This window comes from Burkholderia torrens, assembly GCF_984668525.1.
Genome location: NZ_OZ480212.1, coordinates 585,529 through 602,024, shown reverse-complemented (window position 1 = coordinate 602,024; position 16,496 = coordinate 585,529). Strand labels below are relative to the sequence as shown.

Below are 16,496 nucleotides of genomic sequence, written 5' to 3'. Positions count from 1 at the left end.
GGAAACCGCCGGTGCGCATCATGCGCACCGGACGACTCAGAACTTGTAGGAAATCCCGACGAACGTGATCAGCGGGTCGGCCTTCAGCTTCGTGCGCGTGGTCGCGAGCGTCGAGCCGTCGGCCGCCTTGATCACGAGCGACGAGTAGGTCTTCAGCGGCATGTACGTCAGCGTCGCCGTCAGCCCCCAGTGCTTGTCGATCGCATAGCTCGCGCCGACGTTGTAGACCGGCGTGAACGACGACGACGCCTTGCCCTCCACCGAAGTCGGCCCCGGCTTGCCGGCGCCGGCCGCGAGCACGCTGCCGAGGTTCTGGTTGATGTCTTTCGCAAAGTTGCCGTTCAGCTCGATGTTGCTGAACCAGCTGTAGGCCACGCCGATCCCGACGAACGGGCGGAACCGCGCCGTCGGCGAATTGAAGTAGTACTGCAGGATGACCGTCGGGCTCCACTGCCGTGCGTTCTTCACCGCCGGCTGGTTCGCCGGGTCGTCCATGTTGACGCTGCCGAGCGCCCCGGCCGGGCCCGGCGGCTTGATCGTGCCGTGCCCGGTCAGCGTGAACTCCGGCGGCACACCGAGCACCGACGTGACCGCGATGTGGTCGGTGAAGAAGTGCGTGAGCGTGAGGCCGACGGTATCGGCGTTGTTGACCGTCAGGCTCGTGCCCGGCGACGTGAACGACCCGGGCAGGCGCAGCGGCCCGTTGATCGGCATGCCCGCGAGATTCGTCGTCAGCCCGTTGGTCGAATCCTGCGGCATGATGTGCAGCCAGCCCAGCGTCGCGACGTTGTCGCCCGCCTGCTGGGCCGATGCGAGCGTCGACACGCCTGCGACGACACCCGCGACAATCAGCTTCTTCATGAAGTCTCCCCTCATTCTGTCCGGGCGCCGCGCATCCGCGCGCGGCGCCACCGTGTCTCCATCCAGGCGTGCGTTACTGCACGAATGCGCCGACCGTGAAGTACGGGTTGCTCGTATCGTTCATGTCGAGGAACCCGAATACGCCGCCGGTGAACGCGAACTTGCCGGTTGCAGGCCCCGACGCCGCATCCGCATGCACGGTCGTCACGATGCCCGGCACCTTCTGCGTGTAGTCGAGGTTCAGCGCGCGCGTGAGCGCGGCCTGCGACGCGTTGAATGGATCGAGCAGCGTGGCCTGTGCGCCGACGAGCGCGGTCGCGCGGTAGTTGAACGCGCTGTCGACGCCCGTGTACTCGCCGTCCTGCGAGCCTTGCGTGATCGCCGTCTGCGGGCTCAGGAACGAGATGCCCGATTCGTCGTCCGCGCTCGGCGGGCCTTGCGTGAGGTCCGCGTTCGCAGCGCCGGTGCGGATGAAGATCGGCACGAGCTGGTTGCGCAGCTTGCCGACGATCAGGATCCCCTTGCCGGCCTTCGCCGGATCGAGCGCCGCAAGCGTCGGCGGAATCTGCGGCTGGTAGTTGAGCGACTGGAATGCCGGCGCGTCGGGACGCAGCGTGAACGGCTGGTTCATGGTCGCGCTCGATGCAAGCGGCTGCCCGCCGTTCTTCTTGCCGAAGTTGTCGGTTTCCGTATAGCTGCCGTCCGCGTTGATCGTCACCTTCTGGTCGAGCGCCACTGGCTGGAAGTTCTGCGACGGCACCTGGTGATAGCCGAGCTGGTTGTACGTGCCGGCGATCTTCGTCAGGTCGGTTTCGAGCGACGAGAAACTGATGAACGGGTAATACGGGAACGTCGTCTGCGGAATCTTGCCAACGCCGATCACGCCGTTGAACTGGATCGTCGCGCCGGGAATCGCGCCACCCAGCACGCCTTCGCCAAGGAACAGCCGCGCGGGCCGGCTCGGGTCGAGGCTCGCGTTCTGCATCCGGAACGTGCACTGGTTCAGCTTCACCGTCGGCAGTCCCGTTTCGTCGGCCAGCGTGCCGTCGACCACGTTGGCGGGTGCCGTGTCGCGCGTCGGCTGCACGGTGCCCGTGGTGGTCGGCACCGGCGAAGCGAGGTAGGTCATCCGGTACGTCATCTTCGTCGTGTCGAGCTGCACCTTCACGAGCTCGCCCGACCCCGACCCGCCGATGAACACCGTGTTGTAGTCGATCGTCTGCGGGCACAACCGGACCACCGGCGCGGGCGGCGGGTCGCCGTCGCCACCGCATGCGGCCAGCACGGGCGCGAGCGACGCCGCGACCATCCATTTCTTCAAATTCATAGGAATCCTCTTGAAATTCGATTCGCCGGCGGCGACGCATGCGCCGCCGGTGTTACGTGTTCAATGCAGGGTGTTACTGGACGAACGCGCCGACCGTGAAGAACGGGTTGACCTGGCTGTTGTTGACGACCATCGCGTAGACGTTGCCGGCCGTGACGACCCAGCCCGTATCGCCCTTCTTGAAGATCGCCACATTGCCGTTCGAGCCCTTCGCGTTGAAGTCCTGCGTGGCCGTGACCTTGATCTTGCCGGGCGTCGCCTGGGTGTAGTCGAGCCCGAACTGCGAGGTCACCGACGACGTCTGCGGATCGATGAAGGCCGCGGTGCTGCCCTGGAACAGCGTGGACGTGTAGTTCGCGGACATCGTCGATACCGCGGTGCCGTCGTTGCAACTACCCGCCTGCGCCAGGAAGAACGTGCCGTTGAAGCTACCGGGCAGCTCCGGGTGCGGCACGTTGTTGTTGAAGCTCGGGCCCGAGTTGGCGATCGCGAAAGTCGCGGTGCTGGGCGCCACGATACCGCAGGCGGATGCGCTCGTTGCGCCGATGAAGCCGCCCTTCAACGAGTTGGCCGCGATGGCGGTCGTCGACGAGAGCATCGAGATCCCGACTTCGGCATCGGCGACCGATGCGAGCGCATTGCTCGAATCGACATGCGTGTAACCGACCCGAATCACGATCGGCACCCGCACACCGTTCAGCTTGCCGACGATCATGATCCCCTTCGCCTGGCTCGGCGTCGCGATCACGATGCCCGGCGCCTGCCCGGCCACCGGATACACGACCGCACCGAACTGGTTCGGCACCGCGTTGCTCACGAACACGTTGTCAGCCGAACCGTCCGCGTTCTTGCGCAATGTCCACGGCGATCCGGTAGTCTGGCACGAGTAATCGCTATTCGGCGTGATCGTGCACGAACCGTCCGCATTGAAGGTCTGGTTCCAGTTGACGACGTCGGGCTCCCAGCCCGCCGCCCCGGCACTGCTCTGGGCGCTGCCGCCGACAGGCGACAGGTGAATCCCCACTTCGTTGTAGTTGCCCGCGACCTGCGTGAAATCGGTTTCCGTTTGCGTGAAGCCGATGAACGGGTAGAAATCGAACGTGCGCGACGGCACGACGCCAAGCACGAAGCCCGGGAACGGTTCGATCCCGGCGAACGCGATCGTCGCCCCCGGAATCCCGCCGCCCACCACGCCATTGCCGACGAACAGCATCGGCGGATCCGCACGATTGATCGTCACCGCATACGTACCGTCACTCGTTGCGCCGCTGTCGAGCACGAACGCGCAGCGGTTCTGCTCGGCGGTCGGGAGCGTGGTCGGATGATGGAACGCGCCGCTGATCGTCAGGCCCGCGCGGGTATTGTTGACTTGCCCCGCCGACGTCGGCACCGACGATTCGAGGAACTGCATCTGATAGGTCAGCTTCGTCGTGTCGAATTTCACCTTCACATATTCGCCGCTGCCCGAACCGCCCGTATACGTCGTCGTGTAATCGAGCGCATCAGGACACAGCTTCGTCACGACCGGCGGCGTCGTTTCGGCACCGCTCGGCCCGCACGCACTGCCCGAGCACTGCGGCACGTTGATCGGCCCCGGATCGTCGCCGCCGCCGCAACCGGCGACGAACGGCAGCGCCAGCACCGCGCACGACAGGATCGCTTTCCGCCATTCAGGAATGCAAAGCATCAACCCCTCCTTTTCAGGTACGACAAGTCTCGTCCGGCCGGGCTGCATGGCCTGCCGGTTGGTATCGCGCCGCCGCACGAATGCGCGGCGCATGACGGTGCGCGCAAGACGGCCGCGATGCCGGTCAGGCAGATGCGGCACACGCCGCGGCGGCAGGCAAGCGCGCTCCCGCAGCGCCGTCATGCGGCACGGCGCCGTCGGAACGATCGAAACGGAAAGTGGTTCGCCGCTACACGGCGAAGTGACGACGCAGGCATGCGAACTGCGTCGCGCCTGCATTCAGCGAAAAATCGGGAAACGGCAGTCCGGCTGGCCCCGCGGATACGCGTCTCATGGTGTGGTCTCCATCCGTACGCTTGATTCGTTATCGTGATGCGTCGTTTGTCGAGACTATGATCGGACCATTCAAACAAGTAAATGGATGCAGAGTTCCAAACGAATGAAACCGCGCGATCCTAGCGTTTGTACGGTATTTAACAGATTTTCAAACAGCCTTCATTTTATTTGCTCAGACAAATACCGGGCCCGTGGAACACGCGTTTGAACGGCGCAGGCCAATCCGCGTCGAATCAAGCCTGCCGGCCTTCAGCGGCCCGCACGCATGTTGCGGCGCACCCTCAAACGTCGATGATCGCGAGCGTGCCGTGGCTGCCGGGCAGCACCGCATGGCGCGTGCCGGCATGCGCGAGATACATCTGCCCCGCGCCGACCACGACCGTTTCCGCTTCGACTTCGAGCATCAGCACGCCGTCGAGCACCAGCAGCCCCTCGTTGTAGTCGTGCACTTCCGCTTCGTACGGCTGCGCATCCATGCGCAGCACCTTGATCCGGGCCGGCCCGACCTCGCCGACGATCGTGGATTTCCAGGCGGCGGCCTGCGCGTCCGCCACGGACTTGAAATTGATCAAAGACATGCGCCCCGCTCCGTGAACGATGAAAGGAACGCATTATCGCGAGCGCGATGCGCGCCGTCCCGGTACGGCGCAAGGGCGTTCGGGCAGCACAGTCGGCACGCCGCATGCGCGGAAACACGGTCACGGCCCGATTCGCGGAAAATGCCCCGAATTGTTCGCTTGATTCAAATAAAATCAGTCTTTATTACAGAATTTCCGCTCAACTCACGCAAATCCGGCACCGGCAACACGCGGCTTTTCCATCAGAATGCATTTCGATCTGCCGATTGCTAATATGGCGGTCCCGCGATCCCGCACCACCACGCCGTTCGACACGACGCCCGTTCGCCACGCCGTCCCCGGCCCCGGCCGCTTCCCAGCGGCGGCGGCGGGCACGTGCAGCGCACCGCGTCGCGCCGGCCGGCCGTGCCATCCGTGAGCATGCAACCGATCCTTTCCGTCTCCGACCTCTCCAAGACTTACGCGTCCGGCTTCCAGGCGCTGAAGCACGTGACCCTCGACATCCGCCCCGGCGAGATCTTCGCGCTGCTCGGGCCGAACGGCGCCGGCAAGACCACGCTGATCGGCTCGATCTGCGGCATCGTCACGCCGACCGAAGGCCGCGTGACGGTCGGCGGCCACGACATCCGCGATCAATACCGCGCGGCCCGCGAAATGATCGGCCTCGTGCCGCAGGAGCTGACCACCGACGCGTTCGAGACCGTCTGGGCGACCGTGTCGTTCAGCCGCGGGCTGTTCGGCAAGGCGCCCGATCCCGCGTACATCGAGAAGACGCTGAAGGCGCTGTCGCTGTGGGACAAGCGCGACAACAAGCTGATGACGCTGTCGGGCGGCATGAAGCGCCGCGTGATGATCGCGAAGGCGCTGTCGCACGAGCCGCGCATCCTGTTCCTCGACGAGCCGACCGCCGGCGTCGACGTCGAGCTGCGCCGCGACATGTGGAAGCTCGTCGATTCGCTGCGCGAAAGCTGCGTGACGATCCTGCTGACCACACACTACATCGAGGAAGCCGAAGAGATGGCCGACCGGATCGGCATCATCCTCGGCGGCGAGCTCGTGCTCGTCGAGGAAAAGCGCGAACTGATGCGCAAGCTCGGCAAGAAGCAGCTGACCGTGCAGCTCGAGCACCCGCTCGCGGACGTGCCGCCCGCGCTCGTGCCGTTCGGGCTTGAACGCGCGGACGACGGCGCCGCGCTCGTCTACACGTACGACTCGCAGCGCGACGACGCGAGCATCGCGAAACTGATCAACGCGCTCGGCTCGGCCGGCATCGGCTTCCGCGACCTGCACACGACGCAGAGCTCGCTCGAAGACATCTTCGTCAGCCTGATCGACAACCGCCGCAACGGCGCGCAAGGAGCCTGACGTATGAACTGGCATGGAATCCGCGCGATCTACCGCGCAGAAATGGCCCGCACGCGCCGCACGCTGATGCAGAGCATCATCGCGCCGGTGATCTCGACGTCGCTGTATTTCGTCGTGTTCGGCTCCGCGATCGGCTCGCGCATCAGCGACGTGAACGGCATCGGCTACGGATCGTTCATCGTGCCGGGCCTCGTGATGCTGTCGCTGCTGTCGCAGAGCATCTCGAACGCGTCGTTCGGCATCTACTTCCCGCGCTTCACGGGCACGATCTACGAGATCCTGTCCGCGCCCGTGTCGTACTGGGAAATCGTGATCGCCTATGTCGGCGCGGCCGCGTCGAAGTCGATGCTACTCGGCGTGATCATCCTCGCCACGGCCGGCCTGTTCGTGCCGCTGCACATCCTGCATCCGTTCTGGATGGTGCTGTTCCTGGTGCTGACGGCGATCACGTTCAGCCTGTTCGGCTTCGTGATCGGCATCTGGGCCGACAGCTTCGAGAAGCTGCAACTCGTGCCGCTCCTGATCATCACGCCGCTCACGTTCCTCGGCGGCAGCTTCTATTCGGTCGACATGCTGCCGCCCGCGTGGCGCGTCATCACGCTGTTCAACCCGATCGTCTACCTGATCAGCGGCTTCCGCTGGTCGTTCTACGGGCTCGCCGACGTGCACGTGTGGATCAGCCTCGCCGCGACCGGGCTGTTCCTCGTGATCCTGCTCGCGATCGTCGCGTGGATGTTCCGCACCGGCTACAAGCTGAAGAACTGACGTGGCACGCGCCGCCCGCCAATGACGCATTTGAGCAAGCAGGCGGCGTTTTTCCTCTGATGCGGCAGTTTGTGGTCGCGTCTACTGAATGTGAAGCACCGGGGCCCTGGAGCATGCGCTGCGCGGCCCCTTTTTCATTTCAGAGGACGCCATGCCCGCCGCCACCGCTCCCGCCTCCGCCGCCGCCCGGCTCGAACGCCTGCCGTTCTCCGGCTATCACAAGCGCATCTTCTTCATCATCGCGATCGCGTTCTTCTTCGACTCGGTCGACCTCGGCACGATGACGTTCGTGCTCGGCTCGATCCGCAAGGAGTTCGGACTGTCGACCGCGGCCGCCGGCCTCGTCGCGAGCGCGAGCTTCTTCGGGATGGTGCTCGGCGCGGCCGTCGCCGGCCTGCTCGCCGACCGCTTCGGCCGCCGGCCCGTGTTCCAGTGGAGCATGGTGCTGTGGGGCGCGGCGTCGTACCTGTGCTCGACCGCGCAGAGCGTCGACGCGCTGATCGTCTACCGCGTGCTGCTCGGCATCGGGATGGGGATGGAGTTCCCGGTCGCGCAGACGCTGCTGTCCGAGTTCGTGCCGACCGAGAAGCGCGGCCGCCTGATCGCGCTGATGGACGGTTTCTGGCCGCTCGGCTTCATCACGGCCGGCATCGTCGCCTACTTCGTGCTGCCGCAATTCGGCTGGCGCACCGTGTTCGCGCTGCTCGCGATTCCCGCGGTGTTCGTGCTCGTCGTGCGCCGCATCGTGCCCGAATCGCCGCGCTGGCTCGAACATGCGGGCCGGCATGCGGAAGCCGATACGGTGATGCACACGATCGAGGCGAAGGTGATGCGCTCGGCCGGCGTCACGACGCTGCCGCCGCCGTCGCGGCTCGCGGAGCCGGTCGTGGCACGCGGCCACGGCGCGCTGCGCGAGATCTGGAGCGGCGTGTACCGCCGCCGCACGGTGATGGTGTGGCTGCTGTGGTTCTTCGCGCTGCTCGGCTTCTACGGCCTCACGTCGTGGCTCGGCGCGCTGCTGCAGCAGGCTGGCTTCGAGGTCACGAAATCGGTGTTCTACACGGTGCTGATCTCGCTCGGCGGCGTGCCGGGCTTCCTGTGCGCCGCGTGGCTCGTCGAACGCTGGGGACGCAAGCCGACCTGCATCGCGTCGCTGATCGGCGGCGGCGCGATGGCGTATGCGTACGGCCAGAGCGCGCTGTACGGCGGCAGCACGACGCTGCTGATCGTCACCGGCCTCGCGATGCAGTTCTTCCTGTTCGGGATGTGGGCCGCGCTGTACACGTACACGCCCGAGCTGTACGGCACCGGCGCGCGCGCGACGGGGTCGGGCTTCGCGTCGGCGATCGGGCGCATCGGCTCGCTGATCGGGCCTTACGTGGTCGGTGTCGTGCTGCCGGTGTTCGGCCAGGGCGGCGTGTTCACGCTCGGCGCGCTGTCGTTCATCGCGGCGGCGATCGCCGTGTGGACGCTCGGGATCGAGACGAAGGGCCTCGCGCTGGAACAACTGGCGGCAGGCGACGAGACGGGCGGCAACGGCCGGTATCCGGCGGCGGCAGCGGACAAGCTGTCCTGACCAACGGGAGTCGCTTGCAAGCCGGGACGGCGTTCAGCGCCGTTCCCGGCTGCTGCGCATCCTGCCGATGCGCGGCCGGCCGATCATGCACGACATCCCGCGCGTGCTCGACGGTGCGATAGCACACCGCGAAGCCGCCGTCGCGCAAGCCGCGGCGGCGGCCATCCAACGGGGTATAGCCGGTGCCGGTCAGGCGCCGGCGACGACGAACTCTTCAGCCGCCTTGCGCTGGACCGCGGCCATCACGGCCAGTTCGCGCTTGCTGCGCGTGTCGCCGGACACGACACCCGTCGCGTGCTTCGCCTTCGCGCCCAGCGGGAAAAACACAAACGACGCGCCGGCCGGCGCTGCCGGTTCCGCACGCAGGCGTTTGTTCAGGATTTTCAGGTACTTTTTCTTCGAGACTTCCTTAGCAGCCATGGCACCCTCCGCGTCAACGTGGTGAGGACCAGCATACCAGTTTTGGCGGCGCGCTCCGCGGCGGCGGCGGCCGGCTCGCCCGTCACCGAAAATTCTTCGCGCGTGCTGTCGATTCGCGCCATTCCCGCGCGTCGTGTTGTCGTAACCGATCGTTTTGCCGTCGCGACGGCCGACGGTTTCCCCCGATTCATTATTCAGGAGATATGACAATGCGCGTCATGGTCATCGTCAAAGCCACCGCCGAGTCCGAATCCGGCCGGATGCCGGACACCGAATGCATGGCCGAAATGGGCCGCTTCAACGAAGCACTGGCGGAAGCCGGCATCCTGCTCGCGGCCGATGGTTTGCACCCGAGCATGCGCGGCAAGCGCGTCCATTTTTCCGGCAAGAACCGCTCCGTCATCGACGGCCCGTTCGCCGAAACGAAGGAACTCATCGCCGGCTACTGGCTGTGGCAGGTGAAATCGATGGAAGAAGCCGTCGAATGGGTGAAGCGCTGCCCGAACCCGATGCCGGGCGACTCCGACATCGAGATCCGCCCGCTGTTCGAGGCCGAGGATTTCAGCCCCGCATTCACGGCCGAACTGCAGGCGCAGAAAGCGCGGCTGAGCGCGCAAGCCGACGCGCGGCAGAAGCCTTGAGCAGTGGGCAAGCGCAAGCCGCGCGCGCCCGGACGAACCGGTTGACGAGTACCAGCTCAGTAACGTATCGTTTTGATACGTTACTGAGCATCCCCCATTCGTCATGCATTCCCGTTTCGACCGTTTCCGCACGACCGCGCTCGGCGTCCAGCTCGAAGCACTGATCGAACAGCCCGAGCGCTATCTCGAGTTCGCGGCGCTGTCGCGCGTCGGCGTCGCCGCGATCGGCGCGATCCAGGACGAGATCGCGCGCACATTCCCCGAAATCGAAGCCGACACGACGGCCCGCCAGTTTTGCGGCGCGATGGTCGCGGAAGTCATGCGCCGCCACGGCCACGAGGTCGTGCAGGCGCGCGGGCGGCTCGGCGGTGCGCTGTTCAGCTATGGCGCGGTGTTCAGCGCATTTCCGCATCAGCTGCCATTCGCCGATGTCGTGGCCGCGCTGGCGCGCATGCCCGAGAGGCTCGCCGCCTACGCCGCGCATGTACCGGCCGCGCTGGCCAAGCGCCGCCCGGCCGGCACCGGCTTCTCGCTCGTCGAGCATGCGTGCCATTTGCGCGACCTCGATGCGGTATTCGCCGAACGCATCGACACCGTGCGCACGGCCGAGCTGCCCGTGATCGACTCGATCGACGGCACCACGCTCGCCGCGCAGCGCGACTACCTTGCGCAGCCGCTCGCGTCTGCCGTCGATGCATTCCGCGCGTGCCGCGCCGCGCTATGCGCCACCGCCGCCGCACTGGACCCGTCGCAGCTCGCACGTTGCGGGCTGCGCGACGGCATCCGCCGCATGTCGCTCGACGAACTCGTACGCGAACTGCTCGACCACGACCGCACGCACGTGCTCGAACTCGACGAACTGCTCGCCGAACTCGAATTGCCGCCGCTTCCTCCAGCCCACGCCGAATGACCCAGCCCACGCCCGTCATCTTCATCCACGGTTTCATCGGCACGTTCGACGTGCGCGGATGGAGCGGCCCGCATCTCGCGCCCGACCTGCTCGGCTACGGCGCGCATCGCGCGGCGCCATTCGACACGATCACGCTCGCCGCACAGGTCGAACATGTGCGGCAAACCGTCGACGCGCACTTCGGCGCGCGGCCGGTCGATATCGTCGGCCACTCGGTCGGCGGCGCGATCGCGATGCTGTTCGTGCATGCACACCCTGAGCGCGTGCGGCACGTCGTCAACGTCGAAGGCAACTTCACGCTCGACGATGCGTTCTGGTCGGCGTCGGTCGGCCGCATGACACCCGGCGAAGCCGACGCGATGCTTGACGGCCTGCGCGCCGCCCCGCTCGACTGGCTGCGCGGCGCGATCGACGCGCCGTCGCCGGGCCAGCTCGACGACGCCCGCCGCTGGCTCGCGCATCAGCCGGCATCGACGCTGCGCGCGATGGGCCGCTCGGTCGTCGCGACGACCGGCGAACCGGGCTACCTGCAGGCACTCGCGCAAGTCTTCGAGCGCCACCCTGTCTGGCTGATCGCCGGCGAGCGCTCGCGTGCCGGCTGGCACGTGCCCGGCTGGGCACTCGCGCGCTGCGCCGGCTTCGACACGATCGCAGGCTGCGGGCACCTGATCGCGGCCGAACGGCCCGATGCGTTTCGCGCCGCCATCGAGCGCATCGTATGCAAGCCGCCTGCCTGACAACCCGTAGGATTCGCCGAAATATGGTTGAAAGGCGCGGTTGCTAGAGTCGTCGGAACAGGGTTTTCCCGGCGTCCAGCGCCGGACTGGGTCGACACATGCACGGATCGATGCACCTGGCACGTACTTTCTGGCTGCTTCTGCTGCTGGCCGTCACGAGCCCTGCCTTCGCGTTTCATGCGCGGGTCGTCGCGATCCCGAGCGCCGCGATGAGCGAGACGCTGAAGGCGACGGTCGTGCTGCCCGACGATTACGCGCGCGGCAACCGCGGCGACGAACGCTATCCGGTCGTCTATCTGCTGCACGGCTCGGGCGGCGACCATACCGACTGGACGTCGAACACGCGCATCGCCGCGCTCGCCGACCGCTATCACGTGATCCTCGTGATGCCTGACGGCGGGCACGAAAGCTGGTACATCGACAGCCCGTTCGATTCGGGCAGCCGCTACGAAACCTTCATCGGCGATGAAGTCGTGTCCTACGTCGACCTGCACTTCCGCACGATCGCGACGCAGCACGCGCGCGCGATCACCGGGCTCAGCATGGGCGGCTTCGGCGCACTGCGCATCGCGCTCGACCGGCCCGACACGTTCGGCGCGGTCGGCAGCATCAGCGGCGCGGTAGATCCGCGCTGCTGCGCGGACGAGCCCGGCATCGACCACGTATTCGGCGATCCCGAACGCCACCAGTCATTCTGGAACCGCAACGTGATCGTCGAAAGCGCGCGCGCGTTCGTGCGGGCGCATCTCGACCTGACGATCGATTGCGGCCGCGACGATTCGTTCGTCGGCTCGAACCGCACGCTTCACGAACGGCTTCTCGCGCTTGGCGTGCCGCACGACTACACGGAACGCCCCGGCGGTCATACGTGGGATTACTGGGCGAACGCGATCCGCTACCAGATGCGGTTCTTCGCGACGTCGTTCCAGCATCGCGGCTACGCATACCGTGCCGCACCTTCCGCACCGGGCATGACGCGCGCAGGCTGATGCGCGCCCAAGGCGGCTATCGGGCCGAGGGCGGCGAGGGCTGACGTCGAAAATCGAAACAGGATAGTGAACCGGCATGCCGGGCAGCGCACCCGGCAAGAAGATGAACGCGCGTCGTCCGACGCACGAAAAAGCGGAACGACGAATCGGTCAGTTGCCGTGCGTAGCGCCTGCGCCGACGACGCGATCGAAGAATTCCTGCGCACGCGCCAGCTCGTCGAGTGCGCGATCGAGCCGCGACATCGCGCGTGCGTATTCGGCCGACGAACCGTCGTCGTCGCTTTCGCCGCGGACCGCGCGAAACGCCTGATCGACGTTGCGCGTGGCTTCGACGAAGCGCTGTGCGGCCTGCGCTTCTCGCGAACAGATGTGGGTCGACATCGACACTCCTCCCTCAGGATTGCAGTGTGAAGCACGCCGACGCTCAGTGTGCGTGGCGCGCATGTCGGCGGCGTGAACCACGACCCATCGAGTGTCGACGCATCGGCCGCCGCGCAGCGCGCTTCGTGCCGATTGTCCCTCCGCGCTCGCCGATCCGCTACGGCGAGATTGCAACAAATTCTTGCGCGACCTGCGTCGCGCGGTTCGTCACGCGCGCCCGACGCGCGGATGCGCAAGCCCCGCGAATGCAGCCGCCTCGCCCGGCGACAGGTCGAACAGGTCGCCGGTGCGATCGCGCGGATGCTCGGCCGCCGGCCGGTTGCGCAAGCGCGCGACATGCGTGGGCGCAACATACGCGGCCGCCGTTTCGATCGGCGGCATGTCGAACAGATCGCGCGTGACGCCGCGCACGGCGTCTGTCGGCGACCGGCCGCGCAGGCGCGCGACGAGTTCGACGAAGCGATCGAAATCGCCTGCGCGCGTGGCCTTGTTCACTTCCGCGAGATCGCGCGCCTTCAGCACGCACGGCTGCGCGAGCCGCACGAAATACGGTGCTTCGAGCTCGACCGACAGCGCGAGCGGATAGCTCTTGCCCGTCTGCTCCTTCGCGCGCCCGACGCAATCGACCACGGCCGCACCTTGTGCGGCGCCGAGCGGCTTGCCGGTGCTCACGCTGCGCAGATGATCGGGAAACACGCGCAACTGCGTGCCGACCGTCAGCGCTGTGGATGACGCGCACACGAGTGCGTAGTGCTGTTCGCGACGCCGGCCCGACGGCAACGTCGCGCGGCTGGCGATGAACGTATGCGGCGGTAACGGCCGCACCTGCCCGCTCGTGTCGACCCACGCGTTCCACAGCAGCGCGTCCTTGCGCTCGCTCGCGCGCGGTCGCGATGCGACCGGCGAAAACAGCGCGAGCAGCGAGCCCGTGCGATGCGCGGCGACTTGCGCGCTGCTGCCGAGCGGCTGGTTGATACCCCACAGAAAACGCCCGCCCCCGAGCCGGCGCTCCCATTCCTTGCGGAGCACGACGGTCGGCAGTTCCTCGCCGGACTCGGTACCGATCTTGGTCCAGCAGAACGTGGGTGGGAGGTGTTTCAGTGTCATCAACTTTCTCGGGATACAGCCTCGCTGGTGACAGCAAGCCCATTCAACAGCCGTAACTGTATAGGTATAATGCATCGCATGGAAGCCCCGGACCAAGATTTTCCCGTTCAAGACCTGTTGCGCCGCTTGATGGCAGATACACGCTCGTCCAGCGAAATAGCGCGACTTTCCGGGGTCAGCCAGCCGACTGTATCGCGCCTGAGGCTGTCGAACGGGCGGCGGCTGCGCCGCAGCACGCCATTCACTAAGCTATGCAGTTTTTACGGTGTCGATACGGAGCCGTCGCGCCGCCGCTACAACGACCTGCTGCGCGATGCGATCGTCGACGCGTGGGACGGGTCGGACGAGCACGGGCGCGCGCTGCTGGTCGTGATTCAGGGGTTGAAGGATTTGCAGGCGAAGGCGGATGACGGGTGATGGCGGTGACGTGCCCTGTCACTCATCGAGATTGAACGCGATCGGCATGCGCGCCCGCATCGGCGACGGCACGCCGTGCTCTACATGCGCAGTGCAGCGGCTCGCCAGCACCGCGTCGCGCGCCGCCGCATCGAGTCGCGGATAGCCGCTGCCGGTCACGATACGCGCGGCGACAATCCGGCCCACCACGAGAACGGCATGAAGAGGATTGCGTATCGATCGCCTCGCTCTTCCCCGTCGCGGTGTTCACCGCGCCCTGTCAGCCGTCGCACGTTGCGCCGCATTGCGCGAGCGAATTCTCCCTGCTGCGAAAGACCAGCGGCTGTTCGTCGCGCGGCGCGCGAAGTCGCGCGAATTGCACGGCCTGTTCGACCTGGCCGTGATGGGCGGACTTCGCGCACACCGGATCGGCCTCGTTCGGGTCGCCGGCCAGCAGGTATGCCTGGCATCGGCAACCGCCGTGATCCGCATGCCGCTCGTCGCATGTGCGACACGGCTCGCGCATCCAGTCGTCGCCACGAAACGCGTTGAACGCATCGCTGTCGTACCAGATGTCCCGCAGCGAACGGTCGCGCACGTTCGGCAACGCGAGCCCCGGCAGCGACCGCGCGGCATGGCACGGCAGCGCGGTGCCGTCCGGCGCGACGCCGAGGAACACCGAGCCCCAGCCGTTCATGCACGCCTTCGGGCGGCGCTCGAAATAGTCGGGCACGACGAACAGGATCTTGCAACGCTCGCCGATCAGCTTGCGATAGCGGTTGACCGTGTCCTCCGCCTCGCGCACCTGCTCGACGGTCGGCATCAACTGGTCGCGATTGAGCATCGCCCAGCCGTAGTACTGCGTGTTCGCGAGTTCCAGATAATCGGCGCCGAGATCGAGCGCCATCTCGATGATTTGCCCCACGTGCGGCAGGTTGTAGCGATGCAGCACGCAGTTGAGCACCATCGGGTAGCCGTGCGCCTTGATCAGCCGCGCGACGTCGCGCTTCAGTTCGAACGTGCGCGTGCTGGTCAGGAAATCGTTCAGCTCGCGCGTCGAATCCTGCAGCGACAACTGGATGTGATCGAGCCCGGCGGCCTTGAGCCGCTCGATGCGCGCGACGTTCAGCCCGATGCCAGACGTGATCAGGTTCGTATAGAAGCCGAGCCCGCGCGCATGCGCGACGAGTGTCTCGAGGTCGCCGCGCTGCAGCGGCTCGCCGCCCGAGAAGCCGATTTGCGCGGCGCCGAGCGCGCGCGCATCGCTGATGACCGTGCGCCATGCGTCGGTGTCGAGTTCCGCACCGTGCGTCGCGAAGTCGACCGGGTTGTAGCAGAACGCGCAGTGCAGCGGGCAGCGGTACGTGAGTTCCGCGAGCAGCCACAGCGGCGCGGACGGACGGGAAGTATCGGGCGCCATGTCAGTCCAGCCAGCCGCGCAGTCGCGCATGATCGAGAAAACGGTACACGTCGGTCGCGAGATCGGATTGCATGAACAGGCGCTCGAGTTCGCCGATGATGTCGTCCAGTTCGCGCGTGCCGTCGCAGCGCGCGAGAATCTCGCCCGCACTCGGGTTGAGCTTGACCATGCCCTCCGGATAGAGGAGCACGTACGCATCCTGGGCCACCTCCCATTGCAGGCGGTACATGCCCCTGAGGCAGGGACGCAGCGGCACGCCGCTGGCGGCTTCGATCGCGTTCATAACGGGTAGGCCTTTTCGACGGCGTCGAGCATCGACCACAGGATGTCGAGCTTGAATTGCAGAATGCCGAGCGCGCGCTGCTGCGCCTCCGGTGTCGTGAAATGCTCCAGCGTGACCGCGAGCCCATGCTCGACGTCGCGCTGCGCGAGCGGCACGCGGCTGCGGAAGTAATGCAGCCCGGCCGGCTCGATCCACGGGTAATGCGACGGCCAGCCCGCGAGCCGGTCGAGATGGATCTGCGGCGCGAACATCTCGGTCAGCGACGAGCACACGGCTTCCTGCCAAGGTGCGCGCCGCGCGAAATTCACGTACGCGTCCACCGCGAAACGCACGCCGGGCAGCACGTGTTCGAGCGACCACAGTTCGGCACGCGCGAGGCCGCATGCCTCGCCGAGCCGCACCCACGCCTCGATGCCGCCTTCGTTGTCGCCCTGCCCGTCGTGGTCGACCAGCCGTTGGATCCAGCGCCGCCGCGTCTCGCGATCGGGACAGTTCGACAGGATCGCCGCATCCTTGAGCGGGATGCAGATCTGATAGTAGAAGCGGTTCGCGACCCAGCCGCGGATCTGCGTGGGCGAACAGGCGCCGCTGTTGAGCCGCCGGTTGAACGGATGATGGATGTGATAGCGCGATTCGAGCGCACGCAGGCGCGCCTCGAATTCGGTCGCGGTCCAGGGCGTCGCGTGCAACGCCGTAGCGGGGATCGGTGCGTTCATC

Annotated in this window: 19 protein-coding genes; 8 read left to right on the top strand and 11 right to left on the bottom strand. The window is 66.4% G+C overall.

The window, feature by feature from the left end:
* Nucleotides 1-36: 36 nt before the first annotated feature.
* The 4 genes from AC5LXX_RS18995 to AC5LXX_RS18980 all read right to left on the bottom strand — a co-directional run bounded on the left by AC5LXX_RS18995 (nt 37) and on the right by AC5LXX_RS18980 (nt 4,789).
* The gene (locus AC5LXX_RS18995) at nt 37-861 is read right to left on the bottom strand and encodes an OmpW/AlkL family protein (protein WP_493412668.1); all 825 of its coding nucleotides are present in this window, start codon (nt 859-861) and stop codon (nt 37-39) included.
* A gap of 73 nt (nt 862-934) precedes the next feature.
* Entirely contained in the window at nt 935-2,188 is a 1,254-nt protein-coding gene (locus AC5LXX_RS18990) for a DUF2957 domain-containing protein (RefSeq protein WP_493412667.1), read from the bottom strand.
* A 73-nt stretch (nt 2,189-2,261) separates the two neighbouring features.
* Entirely contained in the window at nt 2,262-3,875 is a 1,614-nt protein-coding gene (locus AC5LXX_RS18985; protein WP_493412666.1) for a DUF2957 domain-containing protein, read from the bottom strand.
* 617 nt (nt 3,876-4,492) lie between these two features.
* Nucleotides 4,493-4,789 (bottom strand): cupin domain-containing protein, encoded by a 297-nt coding sequence (locus AC5LXX_RS18980; protein ID WP_493412665.1) that lies wholly within the window; start codon nt 4,787-4,789, stop codon nt 4,493-4,495.
* Between the two features lie 420 nt (nt 4,790-5,209).
* Here AC5LXX_RS18980 and AC5LXX_RS18975 point away from each other — a divergent pair, with 420 nt between their 5' ends.
* The 3 genes from AC5LXX_RS18975 (at nt 5,210) to AC5LXX_RS18965 (ending at nt 8,495) form a co-directional block, all read left to right on the top strand.
* The gene (locus AC5LXX_RS18975; protein WP_493412664.1) at nt 5,210-6,154 is read left to right on the top strand and encodes an ABC transporter ATP-binding protein; all 945 of its coding nucleotides are present in this window, start codon (nt 5,210-5,212) and stop codon (nt 6,152-6,154) included.
* A 3-nt stretch (nt 6,155-6,157) separates the two neighbouring features.
* Nucleotides 6,158-6,919, top strand: coding sequence for an ABC transporter permease (locus AC5LXX_RS18970; RefSeq protein WP_059239178.1), 762 nt, complete (start codon nt 6,158-6,160; stop codon nt 6,917-6,919).
* A 151-nt stretch (nt 6,920-7,070) separates the two neighbouring features.
* Nucleotides 7,071-8,495, top strand: coding sequence for an MFS transporter (locus tag AC5LXX_RS18965; RefSeq protein ID WP_493412663.1), 1,425 nt, complete (start codon nt 7,071-7,073; stop codon nt 8,493-8,495).
* A gap of 189 nt (nt 8,496-8,684) precedes the next feature.
* Here AC5LXX_RS18965 and AC5LXX_RS18960 read toward each other — a convergent pair whose 3' ends face one another.
* Nucleotides 8,685-8,915 carry a hypothetical protein gene (locus AC5LXX_RS18960; protein ID WP_034186060.1) on the bottom strand — a complete coding sequence of 77 codons (231 nt, stop codon included), beginning with the start codon at nt 8,913-8,915 and terminating at the stop codon, nt 8,685-8,687.
* Between the two features lie 209 nt (nt 8,916-9,124).
* On the opposite strand from AC5LXX_RS18960, the gene AC5LXX_RS18955 reads away from it, so the two are divergent.
* The 4 genes from AC5LXX_RS18955 (at nt 9,125) to AC5LXX_RS18940 (ending at nt 12,192) form a co-directional block, all read left to right on the top strand.
* Nucleotides 9,125-9,556 (top strand): YciI family protein, encoded by a 432-nt coding sequence (locus AC5LXX_RS18955; protein WP_493412662.1) that lies wholly within the window; start codon nt 9,125-9,127, stop codon nt 9,554-9,556.
* A 103-nt stretch (nt 9,557-9,659) separates the two neighbouring features.
* Nucleotides 9,660-10,466 (top strand): DinB family protein, encoded by an 807-nt coding sequence (locus AC5LXX_RS18950; protein WP_493412661.1) that lies wholly within the window; start codon nt 9,660-9,662, stop codon nt 10,464-10,466.
* Nucleotides 10,463-11,203: an alpha/beta fold hydrolase gene (locus AC5LXX_RS18945; RefSeq protein ID WP_493412660.1), complete on the top strand. Its 741-nt coding sequence runs from the start codon at nt 10,463-10,465 to the stop codon at nt 11,201-11,203. The genes AC5LXX_RS18950 and AC5LXX_RS18945 overlap by 4 nt, the downstream gene beginning before the upstream one ends.
* A gap of 110 nt (nt 11,204-11,313) precedes the next feature.
* Nucleotides 11,314-12,192: an alpha/beta hydrolase gene (locus AC5LXX_RS18940; protein ID WP_493413379.1), complete on the top strand. Its 879-nt coding sequence runs from the start codon at nt 11,314-11,316 to the stop codon at nt 12,190-12,192.
* 150 nt (nt 12,193-12,342) lie between these two features.
* On the opposite strand, the gene AC5LXX_RS18935 is transcribed toward AC5LXX_RS18940, so the two are convergent.
* Nucleotides 12,343-12,573 carry a hypothetical protein gene (locus AC5LXX_RS18935; RefSeq protein ID WP_124455277.1) on the bottom strand — a complete coding sequence of 77 codons (231 nt, stop codon included), beginning with the start codon at nt 12,571-12,573 and terminating at the stop codon, nt 12,343-12,345.
* Between the two features lie 207 nt (nt 12,574-12,780).
* Nucleotides 12,781-13,680: a hypothetical protein gene (locus AC5LXX_RS18930; protein WP_493412659.1), complete on the bottom strand. Its 900-nt coding sequence runs from the start codon at nt 13,678-13,680 to the stop codon at nt 12,781-12,783.
* Between the two features lie 78 nt (nt 13,681-13,758).
* Between AC5LXX_RS18930 and AC5LXX_RS18925 the strand changes: the two genes are divergently transcribed.
* The gene (locus AC5LXX_RS18925) at nt 13,759-14,097 is read left to right on the top strand and encodes a helix-turn-helix domain-containing protein (protein ID WP_493412658.1); all 339 of its coding nucleotides are present in this window, start codon (nt 13,759-13,761) and stop codon (nt 14,095-14,097) included.
* Between the two features lie 18 nt (nt 14,098-14,115).
* Here AC5LXX_RS18925 and AC5LXX_RS18920 read toward each other — a convergent pair whose 3' ends face one another.
* The 4 genes from AC5LXX_RS18920 to pqqC all read right to left on the bottom strand — a co-directional run bounded on the left by AC5LXX_RS18920 (nt 14,116) and on the right by pqqC (nt 16,495).
* The gene (locus tag AC5LXX_RS18920; protein WP_493412657.1) at nt 14,116-14,256 is read right to left on the bottom strand and encodes an energy transducer TonB; all 141 of its coding nucleotides are present in this window, start codon (nt 14,254-14,256) and stop codon (nt 14,116-14,118) included.
* Between the two features lie 100 nt (nt 14,257-14,356).
* The gene (gene pqqE, locus AC5LXX_RS18915) at nt 14,357-15,496 is read right to left on the bottom strand and encodes a pyrroloquinoline quinone biosynthesis protein PqqE (protein ID WP_493412656.1); all 1,140 of its coding nucleotides are present in this window, start codon (nt 15,494-15,496) and stop codon (nt 14,357-14,359) included.
* Nucleotide 15,497: 1 nt separating this feature from the next.
* Entirely contained in the window at nt 15,498-15,779 is a 282-nt protein-coding gene (gene pqqD, locus AC5LXX_RS18910; protein WP_124455280.1) for a pyrroloquinoline quinone biosynthesis peptide chaperone PqqD, read from the bottom strand.
* A complete protein-coding gene (gene pqqC / locus AC5LXX_RS18905; protein ID WP_493412655.1) occupies nt 15,776-16,495 on the bottom strand; it encodes a pyrroloquinoline-quinone synthase PqqC in 720 nt (239 codons plus the stop codon). Before pqqC ends, pqqD begins: the two co-directional genes overlap by 4 nt.
* Between the last annotated feature and the right edge of the window lies 1 nt (nt 16,496).

Bases quoted from the DNA above. Each gene is read 5' to 3' on its own strand.
- AC5LXX_RS18995 (WP_493412668.1), bottom strand. From the start codon at position 861: ATGAAGAAGCTGATTGTCGCGGGTGTCGTCGCAGGCGTGTCGACGCTC.
- AC5LXX_RS18990 (WP_493412667.1), bottom strand. From the start codon at position 2,188: ATGAATTTGAAGAAATGGATGGTCGCGGCGTCGCTCGCGCCCGTGCTG.
- AC5LXX_RS18985 (WP_493412666.1), bottom strand. From the start codon at position 3,875: ATGCTTTGCATTCCTGAATGGCGGAAAGCGATCCTGTCGTGCGCGGTG.
- AC5LXX_RS18980 (WP_493412665.1), bottom strand. From the start codon at position 4,789: ATGTCTTTGATCAATTTCAAGTCCGTGGCGGACGCGCAGGCCGCCGCC.
- AC5LXX_RS18975 (WP_493412664.1), top strand. From the start codon at position 5,210: ATGCAACCGATCCTTTCCGTCTCCGACCTCTCCAAGACTTACGCGTCC.
- AC5LXX_RS18970 (WP_059239178.1), top strand. From the start codon at position 6,158: ATGAACTGGCATGGAATCCGCGCGATCTACCGCGCAGAAATGGCCCGC.
- AC5LXX_RS18965 (WP_493412663.1), top strand. From the start codon at position 7,071: ATGCCCGCCGCCACCGCTCCCGCCTCCGCCGCCGCCCGGCTCGAACGC.
- AC5LXX_RS18960 (WP_034186060.1), bottom strand. From the start codon at position 8,915: ATGGCTGCTAAGGAAGTCTCGAAGAAAAAGTACCTGAAAATCCTGAAC.
- AC5LXX_RS18955 (WP_493412662.1), top strand. From the start codon at position 9,125: ATGCGCGTCATGGTCATCGTCAAAGCCACCGCCGAGTCCGAATCCGGC.
- AC5LXX_RS18950 (WP_493412661.1), top strand. From the start codon at position 9,660: ATGCATTCCCGTTTCGACCGTTTCCGCACGACCGCGCTCGGCGTCCAG.
- AC5LXX_RS18945 (WP_493412660.1), top strand. From the start codon at position 10,463: ATGACCCAGCCCACGCCCGTCATCTTCATCCACGGTTTCATCGGCACG.
- AC5LXX_RS18940 (WP_493413379.1), top strand. From the start codon at position 11,314: ATGCACCTGGCACGTACTTTCTGGCTGCTTCTGCTGCTGGCCGTCACG.
- AC5LXX_RS18935 (WP_124455277.1), bottom strand. From the start codon at position 12,573: ATGTCGACCCACATCTGTTCGCGAGAAGCGCAGGCCGCACAGCGCTTC.
- AC5LXX_RS18930 (WP_493412659.1), bottom strand. From the start codon at position 13,680: ATGACACTGAAACACCTCCCACCCACGTTCTGCTGGACCAAGATCGGT.
- AC5LXX_RS18925 (WP_493412658.1), top strand. From the start codon at position 13,759: ATGGAAGCCCCGGACCAAGATTTTCCCGTTCAAGACCTGTTGCGCCGC.
- pqqE (WP_493412656.1), bottom strand. From the start codon at position 15,496: ATGGCGCCCGATACTTCCCGTCCGTCCGCGCCGCTGTGGCTGCTCGCG.
- pqqD (WP_124455280.1), bottom strand. From the start codon at position 15,779: ATGAACGCGATCGAAGCCGCCAGCGGCGTGCCGCTGCGTCCCTGCCTC.
- pqqC (WP_493412655.1), bottom strand. From the start codon at position 16,495: ATGAACGCACCGATCCCCGCTACGGCGTTGCACGCGACGCCCTGGACC.